The 12,631-nt window shown below is 70.5% G+C and carries 11 protein-coding genes and 1 riboswitch; of the genes, 8 read left to right on the top strand and 3 right to left on the bottom strand.

Annotated elements, in window-relative coordinates; all coding sequences use genetic code 11:
- The first annotated feature begins 39 nt into the window (after window positions 1-39).
- Both ACH4G3_RS31140 and ACH4G3_RS31135 read left to right on the top strand, forming a co-directional pair.
- On the top strand, window positions 40-1,293 hold the full coding sequence (locus ACH4G3_RS31140; RefSeq protein WP_397627632.1) for an ABC transporter substrate-binding protein: 1,254 nt from the start codon (window positions 40-42) through the stop codon (window positions 1,291-1,293).
- 35 nt (window positions 1,294-1,328) lie between these two features.
- Complete coding sequence (locus tag ACH4G3_RS31135; protein WP_397619618.1) at window positions 1,329-1,574, top strand: DUF3263 domain-containing protein; 246 nt, start codon at window positions 1,329-1,331, stop codon at window positions 1,572-1,574.
- Window positions 1,575-1,580: 6 nt separating this feature from the next.
- On the opposite strand, the gene otsB is transcribed toward ACH4G3_RS31135, so the two are convergent.
- The 3 genes from otsB to ACH4G3_RS31120 all read right to left on the bottom strand — a co-directional run bounded on the left by otsB (window position 1,581) and on the right by ACH4G3_RS31120 (window position 4,849).
- A complete protein-coding gene (gene otsB, locus ACH4G3_RS31130) occupies window positions 1,581-2,435 on the bottom strand; it encodes a trehalose-phosphatase (RefSeq protein ID WP_397627631.1) in 855 nt (284 codons plus the stop codon).
- A 7-nt stretch (window positions 2,436-2,442) separates the two neighbouring features.
- The gene (locus ACH4G3_RS31125) at window positions 2,443-3,831 is read right to left on the bottom strand and encodes an alpha,alpha-trehalose-phosphate synthase (UDP-forming) (protein ID WP_397627630.1); all 1,389 of its coding nucleotides are present in this window, start codon (window positions 3,829-3,831) and stop codon (window positions 2,443-2,445) included.
- Between the two features lie 73 nt (window positions 3,832-3,904).
- Entirely contained in the window at window positions 3,905-4,849 is a 945-nt protein-coding gene (locus ACH4G3_RS31120) for a glucosyl-3-phosphoglycerate synthase (protein ID WP_397627629.1), read from the bottom strand.
- 155 nt (window positions 4,850-5,004) lie between these two features.
- Window positions 5,005-5,160: riboswitch (SAM riboswitch) on the top strand.
- Between the two features lie 18 nt (window positions 5,161-5,178).
- Between ACH4G3_RS31120 and thrC the strand changes: the two genes are divergently transcribed.
- The 6 genes from thrC (at window position 5,179) to ACH4G3_RS31090 (ending at window position 12,631) form a co-directional block, all read left to right on the top strand.
- Window positions 5,179-6,465, top strand: coding sequence for a threonine synthase (thrC, locus tag ACH4G3_RS31115; RefSeq protein WP_397627628.1), 1,287 nt, complete (start codon window positions 5,179-5,181; stop codon window positions 6,463-6,465).
- A 128-nt stretch (window positions 6,466-6,593) separates the two neighbouring features.
- Window positions 6,594-6,869 carry a ubiquitin-like small modifier protein 1 gene (locus ACH4G3_RS31110; RefSeq protein ID WP_010035955.1) on the top strand — a complete coding sequence of 92 codons (276 nt, stop codon included), beginning with the start codon at window positions 6,594-6,596 and terminating at the stop codon, window positions 6,867-6,869.
- Window positions 6,870-7,316: 447 nt separating this feature from the next.
- Window positions 7,317-7,520, top strand: coding sequence for a cold-shock protein (locus ACH4G3_RS31105; protein WP_010035953.1), 204 nt, complete (start codon window positions 7,317-7,319; stop codon window positions 7,518-7,520).
- Between the two features lie 540 nt (window positions 7,521-8,060).
- Window positions 8,061-9,683, top strand: coding sequence for a chaperonin GroEL (gene groL, locus ACH4G3_RS31100; protein WP_221755515.1), 1,623 nt, complete (start codon window positions 8,061-8,063; stop codon window positions 9,681-9,683).
- A 180-nt stretch (window positions 9,684-9,863) separates the two neighbouring features.
- Window positions 9,864-10,991, top strand: a complete 1,128-nt coding sequence (locus tag ACH4G3_RS31095) for an NADH:flavin oxidoreductase (RefSeq protein ID WP_397627627.1) — start codon at window positions 9,864-9,866, stop codon at window positions 10,989-10,991.
- Window positions 10,992-11,080: 89 nt separating this feature from the next.
- Entirely contained in the window at window positions 11,081-12,631 is a 1,551-nt protein-coding gene (locus ACH4G3_RS31090) for a carboxylesterase/lipase family protein (protein WP_397627626.1), read from the top strand.

The following is a 12,631-nucleotide window of genomic DNA, read 5'->3' as shown; positions in this document are numbered from 1 at the left end:
CGCCAGGGTTGGGGAAGAACAGCGGTGCAGCGGCGGCGGATGGCAGGAACGATCGCGGTGGTGTCCGCACTGGGCATGACGGCGGTCCTCGGCGGCTGTGGCGTCACGGGCGGCTCCGCCGACGTGACCCTGAAGCTGGTCGCCGCCGACTACGGCGACAGTGCGGCCAACAGCTCGAAGAAGTACTGGGACAAGCTGGTAGAGGAGTACGAGGCCGACCACCCCGGCGTCAAGATCGACGTCAGCGTCTACTCCTGGAACGACGTCGACCGCAAGGTCAGGGAGATGGTCGCCGCCGGCGACCCGCCGGACATGGCGCAGATCGGCGCGTACGCCGACTACGCGGCGCAGAACCAGCTCTACAAGGCCGACGACCTGCTCTCCATACCCGTGCAGGCCGACTTCGTCGGGCAGCTGGCCTCCGCGGGACAGGTCAAGGGCGTGCAGTACGGCATGCCGTTCGCCTCCTCCACCCGCGTGCTGTTCTACAACAAGACCCTCTTCGCCAAGGCCGGCATCACCCCGCCCAAGACCTGGGACGACCTGGCCGACGACGCCGAGGCGCTCAAGGACGAGGGCGTGAAGTACCCCTACGCGCTGCCCCTCGGCCCGGAGGAGGCCCAGGCCGAGACCATGCAGTGGATGCTCAGCGGCGGGGGCGGCTACGCCGACACCGTCGGCAGTTACGGCATCGACTCGCCGGAGAACATCGACACCTTCTCCTGGCTGAAGAACGAACTGGTCGCCAAGGACCTGACCGGGCCGGTGGCGCCCGGCGAGCTCAACCGGGCCGCCGCGTTCGCCGCCTTCGCCAAGGGCGAGGTCGGCATGCTCAACGGCCACCCCTCCCTGATGAAGATCGCCGCCAAGAACGGCGTCGAGTACGGCATGGTGCCGACGCCCGGCAAGGACGGGACGAGCAAGTCCACGCTCGGTGTCGCCGACTGGATGACGGCCTTCCGGAAGAACGGCCACCGCGACCAGGTCGGCGACTTCCTCGACTTCGTCTACAGCGAGAAGAACGTGCTGGCCTTCTCCCGCGAGTACGACCTGCTGCCGGTCACCAGCTCCGCGTCCCAGACCATGGCCGCCTCCGGCCGGGACCGGCACCTCAAGCCGTTCCTGGAGGAACTGCCGGCCTCCGAGCTCTACCCGGTCGGCAAGACCTCCTGGGCCGGCATCAGCGTCCAGGTCAAGAAGCAGATCGGCAAGGCCGTCGCCCCCACCGGCAGTCCCTCGGGCGTCCTGGGTCACCTGCAGGCCGTGGCGACCCGGGCGGAGAGCGCGGAGTAGTCCCGCTGTCGGTGGCGGGCGTTACGGTGCCTGGCATGGACGAGGACACGGGTGACGAGCGGCTCGGGCGCAGGGAGCGGGACATCCTCGCGCTCGAACGCCGCGGTTTCTCCGGGCCCGGCGCGAAGGAACGGGTCATACGGGAGGAGCTGGGCCTCGCCCCCGTGCGCTACTACCAGCTCCTCAACGCACTGCTGGACGACCCCCGGGCCCTGGCCCACGACCCGGTGACGGTGAACCGGCTGCGGCGGATCCGGGAGACGCGCCGGGCCGAACGCTGACAGGGCTCACGACAGCCGGCCGGCCAGCGCGCTGAGCAGGCGCACGACACCCTCGGGGCCGTCCACCACCAGGTCCGCCCGCTCCCTCAGCTCGGTCACCTCGTCGCTGCCGCTGCACACCAGCAGGCCCGGCGTGCCGTCCGAGCGGAGCTTGTCGACGGCCGCGTAGGCGGGCAGATCGCCCAGGTCGTCGCCGGCGAAGAGGACGGACCCGGCGCCGATCTCGCGGGCGAACCCGGCGAGGGCGGCGCCCTTGTCCATGCCGGGCGGGCGCAGTTCGAGGACCATGCGGCCGGGCTCCACGATCAGGCCGTGGCGGCCGGCCAGGCCGGCGAGCGGTTCGCGCAGGAAGTCCAGCGTGGCCTGCGGGTCGGCGGCCCGGCGGGTGTGCACCGCCACGGACCGGCCCTTCTCCTCGACCCAGGTCCCCTGCGACGCGCCGAGCCGTTCGAGGAGCTCGGGCAGCTCGGCGCGGACCGCGGCGACGCCGGGATGCGGCTCGGGGGCGCTGACCTCGCCGGTGCGGGCGTCCCAGCGCTCGGCGCCGTAGTGGCCGAGGACCACGAGGTGCTCCAGGCCCGGCACGTCCGCGAAGCCGCCGTTGCGCACCGCGACCTCGGCCGGCCGGCCGGTGATCACCGCCACGGCGGCCACCTTCGGCGCGAGCGCGGCCAGCGCGGGCACGGCGTCCGGGTGGGCCCGGGCCTTCTCGGGGTCGGCGACGATCGGCGCGAGCGTCCCGTCGAAGTCGAGGCCGATCAGCGCCTGGCCGGGGCGTGCGAGGAGGGCGTCCAGACCCTCCTGGCCCGCCTTCGTCGTGGGAGGGGGCAGCGGCTGCGCCGCCGGTGTGGTGCCGCTCATCCGCCGCTCAGCCCCTCAACGCGTCGAGCTGGTCCAGGAACCACTGCGCCGGAGGCAGCGCGGTCGCCGCCGCGGCCAGCCGCTTGCTGCGCTCGGCGCGCTCCTCCGGGCGCATCGACAGCGCCTCGTGGAGGGCCGTCGCCGTCCCCGTCACGTCGTACGGGTTCACCACGATCGCGTCCTCGCCCAGCTCCTCGAACGCCCCGGCCTCCCGGGACAGCACCAGCGCGCAGCCCGCGTCGGAGACGACCGGGACCTCCTTGGCGACGAGGTTCATGCCGTCCCGGATGGGGTTGACGAGCGCCACGTCGGCCAGCCGGTACGCGGCCAGGGAGCGGGCGAAGTCGTCCTTGAGGTTGAGGAGGACCGGGGTCCACCCCGGCGTCCCGTACTCGGCGTTGATCTCCTCCGAGACCCGCCGCACCTCCGCCGTGTAGTCCCGGTAGACCGCGAGGTCCTGCCGCGAGGGATACGCGAAGGCCACGTGCACCACGCGCTCGCGCCACTCGGCGTGGGTCTGAAGCAGCCGGCGGTAGGCCAGCAGGCCGCGCACGATGTTCTTCGACAGCTCCGTGCGGTCGACCCGGACGATGGTGCGGCGGCCCTCGCCGATCTCCTCCCGGAGCGCGGCCATCCGCTCCTCGACGTCCTGCTCGTGCGACCGCTTGCGCAGGAAGTCCGCGTCGGCCCCCAGTCCGTGCACGCCGATCCGAGTGCCGCCGAGCCCGCCGGCGAACTGCTCGGCGCATGCGGTGAACGCGTCCGCCCAGCGCTGCGTGAGGAAGCCCAGCCGGTCCGCGCCCAGCATGCCGCGCAGCACCTGCCCGGCCACGTCGTCCGGCAGCATCCTGAAGTACTCGGGCGGCGCCCACGGCGTGTGCGAGAAGTGGCCGATCCTGAGGTCCGGCCGCAGCTCGCGGAGCATGCCCGGCACCAGCGTCAGGTGGTAGTCCTGCACCACCACCGCCGCGCCCTGCGCCGCCTCCTCGGCCAGCGCCTCGGCGAACGCCCGGTTGTAGGTCTCGTACGACGTCCACTGGCGCCGGAACGCGTCGTCGAAGACCGGCTCCAGCGGCGTCTGGTAGATCATGTGGTGCACGAACCACAGCACGGAGTTGGCGATGCCGTTGTACGCGTCCGCGTGCACGTCGGCCGGGATGTCCAGCATCCGCACGCCGTCCTCGCCGACGCCCCGCCGGACCGCCTCGCGGTCGCCGTCGGACAGCGCCGAGCACACCCACAGCGCGTCCGCGTCCGAGCCGATCGCGGACAGGCCCGAGACCAGCCCGCCGCCGCCGCGCTTGGCGTTCAGCGAACCGTCCTCGCCCACCGTGTACGAGACCGGACCGCGGTTGGAGGCGACCAGCACCTGTGCAGCACCGTACGTCGAAGCCATACGCCTCAACCTAGCCCGGCCCGGAAACGCTCAAACGTACGGCCCTGCCCCACCCGGCCGAAAACGACCCCGGTCAGGCCGCTCTCCGCGCCTGGTACTCGGCGATCTCCACCATCGGCGGACGCTCCTCGGTGTCCACGGAGTACGTCCGCGGCTCGAAGCCGTCGCCGCCCCGCTCGAACTGCGTCAGGGACGGCCGGATCAGATGCCCGCGGGCCAGCCGCAGCTGGGCCGTGCGGTAGATCGCGGCGGCCATCCGGCCCAGCGCCTGCCCGTCCTGGTGCCGGTGCTTGCGCACGCCGACATCCACCTGGGCGAGGGCGTCGAGGCCCACCAGGTGCAGCGCGTCGACCAGCATGCCAAGCTCGACGCCGTAGCCGACGGGGAACGGCAGCTGCTCCAGCAGCGAGCGGCGGGCCGCGTACTCGCCGCCGAGCGGCTGCACGAAGCCGGCCAGCTGCGGCCAGTGCATGTTGAGCAGCGGGCGGGCCATCAGCTCCGTGACCCGGCCGCCCTGCCCGGCGGCCCCGCCGAGCGGACGGTCGTACATGCCCTTCACCAGGGCGACGTCCGGGTCGGTGAGCAGCGGGCCCACGATCCCGGAGACGAACTCGGACGAGAAGTCCTTCAGGTCCGCGTCGATGAAGCAGACGATGTCCCCGCCGGTGACGAGCAGGGAGCGCCACAGCACCTCGCCCTTGCCGGGCACGGCGGGGATCCGCGGGATGATCTCGTCGCGGTGCACCACCGTCGCGCCCGCGGCGGCGGCCACCTCCGACGTGCGGTCGGTCGACCCCGAGTCGACGACGACGAGCTCGTCGACGAGCGGCACCTGCCGCATCAGGTCGTGACGGATGATCGCGGCGATGTCACCGACCGTCTCCTCCTCGTTGAGCGCGGGCAGCACCACACTCACCGTCTGGCCCGTGCGCTGCTTGGCGGCCAGGATCTGGTGGAGCGGACGATCGGTCGCTGACCAGGAACGGGTGCTCAGCCAGCGCTCGACTTCTTCCAGCACCGTGGCGGCTCCTCTGCGTACTCTCGGCGGGACGGACTGTGACCCATCTCGCGGTTCGGACGACTATCTCAACTGTCCTGGTCGTCGGTTACAGTCTTGAACAACGCGGATGACCATCGCATGTCCGGGGTCAACCGTTGTTTACAACCGAATACAGCTCATCCAGAGGGGCAGAGGGATACGGCCCGATGAAGCCCCGGCAACCCTCCAGCCGATACTCGTAGGTCACTGTCGACCGCTCAGCGAGGCTCCCGGCTCGGGAAGGTGCCAAATCCGTCTCACGGCGAGATGCGTCGTGAGGAAGATGAGGAGAAAGGGCCTCGCCTCACATGGCTGTGCAGACTGTTGCAAGCACCACTGACTCCACCGTAGACCTCGGCCCCGCCGCCGCCCTGAGCTGCCGCGAGTGCGGTCACCGCGTACCCCTCGGCCCGGTCTTCGCGTGCGAGGAGTGTTTCGGCCCGCTGGAGATCGCCTACGACTTCTCGGCCTACGACACCGAGGAACTCCGCAAGCGGATCGAAGCGGGACCCGCGAACATCTGGCGCTACGCCCCGCTGCTGCCGGTCCCGGCCGACGTGGCGACCAAGCCGAACATCAACCCGGGCTGGACCCAGCTCGTCAAGGCCGACAACCTCGCGCGCGAGCTGGGCGTCGAGGCGGGCAAGCTCTTCATCAAGGACGACTCCGGCAACCCGACGCACTCCTTCAAGGACCGGGTCGTCGCCCAGGCCCTGGAGGCCGCCCGCGCCTTCGGCTTCACCACGCTGTCCTGCTCCTCCACCGGCAACCTCGCCGGCGCCGTGGGTGCCGCGGCGGCCCGCGCCGGCTTCCGCTCCTGCGTGTTCATCCCGCACGACCTGGAGCAGGGCAAGGTCGTCATGGCCGCGGTCTACGGCGGCGAGCTCGTCGGCATCCAGGGCAACTACGACGACGTGAACCGCTTCTGCTCCGAGCTGATCGGCGACCCGGCCGGCGAGGGCTGGGGCTTCGTCAACGTCAACCTCCGGCCGTACTACGCGGAGGGCTCCAAGACTCTCGCGTACGAGATCTGCGAGCAGCTCGGCTGGCAGCTGCCGGACCAGATCGTGGTGCCGATCGCCTCCGGCTCACAGCTCACGAAGATCGACAAGGGCCTGCAGGAGCTGATCAAGCTCGGGCTGGTCGAGGACAAGCCCTACAAGATCTTCGGCGCGCAGGCCGAGGGCTGCTCACCGGTGTCGACGGCCTTCAAGGCCGGGCACGACGTCGTACGTCCCCAGAAGCCGGACACGATCGCCAAGTCGCTGGCGATCGGCAACCCGGCGGACGGGCCGTACGTGCTCGACATCGCGCGGCGGACGGGCGGTGTGGTGGAGGACGTCAACGACGAGCAGGTCGTCGACGCGATCAAGATCCTCGCCCGGACCGAGGGCATCTTCGCGGAGACCGCCGGTGGGGTGACCGTGGGCGTGGCGAAGAAGCTGATCGAGGACGGGGTGCTCGACCCGTCGAAGACGACCGTGGTGCTGAACACGGGGGATGGTCTGAAGACGCTGGATGCGGTGGCCGGGACCGGGCTCACTGCGACCATTCGTCCCAACCTTGATTCGTTCCGTGAGGCTGGGCTCGTCTGATCGTTGTCCGCTGCGGGCCGGTGGGGGTTGGTCGCGCCACGCGGCGGAGCCGCACGTCGACACAGCCCCGCGCCCCTGAGGGCGCGCCCCAGCCGTAGCTGCAAAACAAAACCGGAGGTCACATCCCGATGAGCGTCACCGTTCGCATCCCCACCATCCTGCGTACCTACACCGGCGGCCAGGCCGAGGTCGCCGCCGAGGGGGCGACCCTCGGCGAGGTCATCGCCGATCTGGAGAAGAACCACACCGGGATCGCCGCCCGGGTGCTGGACGACCAGGGCAAGCTGCGCCGGTTCGTCAACGTGTACGTCAACGACGACGACGTGCGGTTCGAGCAGGGGCTGGAGACGGCGACGCCGGACGGTGCCGGGGTGTCGATCATTCCCGCCGTCGCGGGTGGCTGAACCGGTCGACCGGCTTGATTATTACCTTCGGTAACGGCTGTCACTGAGAGTTCATCGAATTGCCCCCTCCGTGAGAGAAGCGGAGGGGGCAATTCTGTGTGATTGAGCGCGGTACAGTTGGGGAACGCAGCGCCGATCTCCTGATCGGGAGCCCTTAATTCCTGCCGCGCGCCCGACAAGATGTAGCCAAAGTGTGTGCGTCTTTCGCGGCTTTTGTTCCCTTTGTGTGGCCCGACTTGCCCTGAAGTCTGGCGAATTCTCCCCACATTCCGGATCCTGCGCGTCCAGAATTCTCGTCCGATTGACCTGTTGCAGACGGCAGTTGGACAGATACATTCAGCCGCGGTCGACGCGTTCCGGCGCACGCCCCCAACCGTGGGGGGTGAGGTCTGACCCGGGTCCGCGAAGTGTGGATCTGTGCAAGGGCCAGTAATAGGGGAGTTAGGCATGGCTCAGGGCACCGTCAAGTGGTTCAACGCGGAGAAGGGGTACGGCTTCATCGCGGTCGACGGTGGTGCGGATGTTTTCGTCCACTACAGCGCGATCCAGATGGACGGCTACCGCACCCTGGAGGAGGGTCAGCGGGTCGAGTTCGAGATCTCGCAGGGCCAGAAGGGACCGCAGGCCGACATGGTTCGCGTCTCTGCCTGAACGCGCACCACGACCAAGCGCAAGCGACCGGTCTTCTCTGAAGGGCCCGCACCCCCGGGGTGCGGGCCCTTCGGCCTGTTCGGAGGGCCGGCGGCCGGGTGGCGGGCGCGCCGGGTGACCGCTCGTCGAAACCCGCCGCGCCCGGAGACGCTTCGGGGTCCGCCCCGGTGCAGAGGGCGGGGGTGTGCGCCCCGGACCTGCTCGTGGCGTCGGCCTCGTCGCCGCCGGGGGCCGTGGGACCAGGCTTTTCTCTGCTGACTCGACCCGTCGTGGCGTTGCCCGCGGCCTGCGGGACAAGCCGGGTGCGCCCCGTTCGCCGGGGGCTGAGCACCCGCCCGAACCGTGGGAGTCGCTTGCACTCGCCATGCCCGAGTGCTAATCATTGCGTTAGCACTCTGAAGGTGAGAGTGACAACGTAAGGACCGGGTCGGTGAGGCCCGCAGGCCGGGTGGGAAGGAACCACGAGGCAGGCGAGCCGTCCGTCGCGGGCGCGGGCGCGGTCCGAAGTAATCACCCCCAGTCCTGGAGGGACCACTTCACATGGCCAAGATCATCGCGTTCGACGAGGAGGCGCGGCGCGGCCTCGAGCGCGGCATGAACCAGCTCGCGGACGCCGTCAAGGTGACGCTCGGCCCCAAGGGCCGCAACGTCGTCCTCGAGAAGAAGTGGGGCGCCCCCACGATCACCAACGATGGTGTGTCCATCGCCAAGGAGATCGAACTCGAGGACCCGTACGAGAAGATCGGCGCCGAGCTGGTCAAGGAAGTCGCCAAGAAGACGGACGACGTCGCCGGTGACGGTACGACCACCGCGACCGTGCTCGCCCAGGCCCTGGTCAAGGAAGGCCTGCGCAACGTAGCCGCCGGTGCCAACCCGATGGCCCTCAAGCGCGGTATCGAGCGCGCCGTCGAGGCCGTCTCCGCCGCCCTGCTGGAGCAGGCGAAGGACGTCGAGACCAAGGAGCAGATCGCCTCCACGGCCTCCATCTCCGCCGCCGACACCCAGATCGGCGAGCTCATCGCCGAGGCCATGGACAAGGTCGGCAAGGAAGGCGTCATCACCGTCGAGGAGTCCCAGACCTTCGGTCTGGAGCTGGAGCTCACCGAGGGTATGCGCTTCGACAAGGGCTACATCTCGGCGTACTTCGCCACCGACATGGAGCGTATGGAGGCCGTCCTCGACGACCCGTACATCCTGATCGCGAACTCCAAGATCTCGAACGTCAAGGACCTGCTCCCGCTCCTGGAGAAGGTCATGCAGTCGGGCAAGCCGCTGCTGATCATCGCCGAGGACGTCGAGGGCGAGGCCCTGTCGACCCTGGTCGTCAACAAGATCCGCGGCACCTTCAAGTCCGTCGCCGTCAAGGCCCCGGGCTTCGGCGACCGCCGCAAGGCGATGCTGCAGGACATCGGCATCCTCACCGGCGGCGAGGTGATCTCCGAGGAGGTCGGCCTCAAGCTGGAGAACGCCACGATCGACCTCCTGGGCAAGGCCCGCAAGGTCGTCATCACCAAGGACGAGACCACCATCGTCGACGGTGCCGGCTCCGCCGAGCAGGTCCAGGGCCGGGTCAACCAGATCCGCGCCGAGATCGAGAACAGCGACTCGGACTACGACCGCGAGAAGCTGCAGGAGCGCCTGGCGAAGCTCGCCGGCGGTGTCGCGGTCATCAAGGCCGGTGCCGCCACCGAGGTGGAGCTCAAGGAGCGCAAGCACCGCATCGAGGACGCCGTCCGCAACGCCAAGGCGGCCGTCGAGGAGGGCATCGTCGCCGGTGGTGGCGTGGCCCTGCTGCAGGCCTCCCAGGTCTTCGAGAAGCTGGAGCTCGACGGTGACGAGGCGACCGGCGCCAACGCCGTGAAGCTCGCGCTGGAGGCCCCGCTGAAGCAGATCGCCGTCAACGGTGGTCTCGAGGGCGGCGTCGTCGTGGAGAAGGTCCGCAACCTCCAGGTCGGCCACGGCCTGAACGCCGCGACCGGTGAGTACGTCGACATGATCGCCGAGGGCATCATCGACCCGGCGAAGGTGACCCGTTCCGCGCTGCAGAACGCCGCCTCCATCGCCGCGCTGTTCCTCACCACCGAGGCCGTCATCGCCGACAAGCCGGAGAAGGCCGCCGCGCCCGCCGGCGGCGGCATGCCGGGCGGTGACATGGACTTCTGATCGACCTGGTCGATCAACGTCCTTGCCGAGGGCGGCACTCCCTGTTCCGACAGGGGGTGCCGCCCTCGGGCGTGTCATGGATCACAGCGCGGACGGGATGGGGTGGGCAGGGCCGGATGGTTGCAACGTACGTCCTATGCGTATGCACATACTGTCCGGTATCCGAAGAGGAGCCCCCACGTGACCGTCGACGCCTCCGCCGCCTCCCGCGCCGCCGAAATCCTGTCCCGGCCCGTATCGCTGGGCGGCCTGACCGTCCCGAACCGGATCGCGATGGCGCCGATGACCCGCATGTTCTCCCCGGGCGGTGTTCCCGGCGAGGACGTCGTCTCGTACTACTCCCGCCGCGCCGCCGCCGGCGTCGGTCTGATCGTCACCGAGGGCACCTACGTCGGCCACGAGTCGGCCGGGCAGAGCGACCGCGTGCCGCGGTTCCACGGTGAGGAGCAGCTCGCGGGCTGGGCGAAGGTCGCCGAGGCGGTGCACGCCGCGGGCGGCACGATCGTGCCGCAGCTGTGGCACATCGGCATGGTCCGCAACCAGGGCGAGCCGCCCGTCGCGGACGCCCCGGCCGTCGGCCCCTCCGGCCTGCGCCTCGGCGCCACCGAGCCCACCGGCAAGGCCATGACCCAGGCCGACATCGACGCCGTCATCGGCGCGTTCGCCGAGGCCGCGGCCGCCGCCGAGCGCATCGGCTTCGACGGCGTGGAGATCCACGGCGCCCACGGCTACCTGCTCGACCAGTTCCTGTGGGAGGGCACCAACCGCCGCACCGACGCCTACGGCGGCGACCTGGTCGCCCGTGCCGCGTTCTCGGCGGAGATCGTCGCGGCCGTCCGCGAGACCGTCTCGGCCGACTTCCCCGTCATCTTCCGCTACTCGCAGTGGAAGCAGGAGGCCTACGACGCCCGCCTCGCCGAGACGCCCGAGGAGCTGGAGGCCATCCTGACCCCGCTCGCCGCGGCCGGTGTGGACGCCTTCCACGCCTCCACCCGCCGCTACTGGGTCCCCGAGTTCGACGACTCCGACCTCAACCTGGCCGGCTGGACCAAGAAGCTCACCGGCAAGCCCGCCATCACCGTCGGCTCGGTCGGCCTGAACGGCGACTTCATCAAGGCCTTCCAGGGCGAGGGCGCGGAGATCGGCGACCTCGACAACCTCCTGGACCGCTTCGAGCGCGACGAGTTCGACATGGTCGCCGTCGGCCGCGCCCTGCTCCAGGACCCCGAGTGGGCCCGGAAGGTCCTGGACGGGCGCTTCGAGGACCTGGCGCCGTACGACCCGGCGGCGCTGAAGACCCTCAGCTGACACCCGTCACCTGACCCTCTGGATCTGCTTGCGTCAGTCAAGGACACTGGCCGAGCGCCTGTTCACCGGCATTCCGTGAGGAGATCCAGATGACGACGACCGAGTCCCGCCCGTCGGCGGGCGGCCCTTCGGAGGAGCCCGCACCGGTGGTCCGCACGACCACCGGTGCGGTCCGGGGCCGGAGGGAGGAGGGGCTCGCGGTCTTCCGCGGCATCCCGTTCGCCGAAGCCCCGGTGGGCGAGGCCCGCTTCATGGCCCCGCGCCCCGCCCACGCCTGGGACGGCATACGGGACGCCTACGCCTTCGGCCCGCCGCCTCCGCAGGACCTCGGCAACCTGGGCGGCCCGGGCCTGGTCGGCCTGCCCGAGGGCGACGAGTGGCTCACGGTCAACGTCTGGACGCCCGAGCCCGACCCGGTGGCCCGCCGCCCGGTGATGGTGTGGATCTACGGCGGCGCCTACAAGCTCGGCCACTCCGGCAGCCCCGGCTACGACGCCCGGCACATCGCCACCGACGGCGACGTGGTGGTCGTGTCGCTCAACTACCGCGTGGGCATGGAGGGTTTCGCGTTCATCGAGGGCGCTCCCGCCAACCGCGGCCTGCTCGACCAGGTGGCCGCCCTGGAGTGGGTCCGGGACAACATCGAGGCGTTCGGCGGCGACCCCGGCCAGGTCACGGTCTTCGGCGAGTCGGCGGGCGCGGGTTCGATCGCCTCGCTGCTCGCCATGCCGAGGGCGGCGGGCCTGTTCCGGCGGGCGATCGCGCAGAGCGTGCCGGGGACGTTCTTCTCGGACGCGCTGGCGCGGGACATCGGTGCCGCTCTCGCCGCGGAGGTGGGCCTGCGCCCCACGGTTGCCGATCTCGCGACGATCGCCCCGCACCGGCTGACGTCGGCCGGTGAGACGCTGAGCGCCAAGATGCTCCAGTACGTCGACCGCTGGGGGCAGGCGGCGCCCACGGTCACGCCCTTCTCCCCGGTGGCCGACGGCGAGGTGTTGCCGACGAGCCCGTGGCAGGCGCTGGCGGCCGGGTCGGCCCGGAACATCGACCTCCTCGTCGGCCACAACCGTGACGAGTACCGCCTCTTCGTCGCCATGGCGGGCCAACTGGGCCAGATCACCGAGGAGCGGGCGGCAGCGGCCCTCCGCCTCTTCGCCCCCGGGGAGGAACAGGCGTACCGCGCCGCCTTCCCCGACGCCTCCCCGAGCGAGCTCTACGAACGCGTCCAGACGGACTGGCTGTTCAACATGCCGTCCCTGCACCTGGCCGAGGCGCAGCGCGCGGGCGGCGGCAGCGCGCACGTCTACGAACTGACCTGGCCGGCCCCCGGCAACGGCGGTGCGCTCGGTGCCTGCCACGGCCTGGACATCCCGCTGCTGTTCGGCACCTACGGGGCGGACCTGGGACTTCTGCTGTTCGCGGGCGCGGAGCCGTCCGCCGAGGCGCTTTCGCTGTCCTCCCGTTTCCGCGCGTCCTGGACGTCCTTCGCGAGGACGGGCGACCCGGGCTGGCCCGCGTACGACGGCGAGCGGCGGCTGGTGCAGGTGCTGGATGCGGAGCCGGTGGTCACGGCGTATCCGGAGGAGCGGTCGCGGCGGCTGTGGGAGGGGTACGAGTTCCTGCCCCTGCCGCTGCTGTAG

Origin of the sequence: Streptomyces afghaniensis (genome assembly GCF_044327915.1) — a bacterium.
GTDB lineage: Bacteria > Actinomycetota > Actinomycetes > Streptomycetales > Streptomycetaceae > Streptomyces > Streptomyces afghaniensis.
This window is presented reverse-complemented; position numbering and strand designations above follow the sequence as displayed.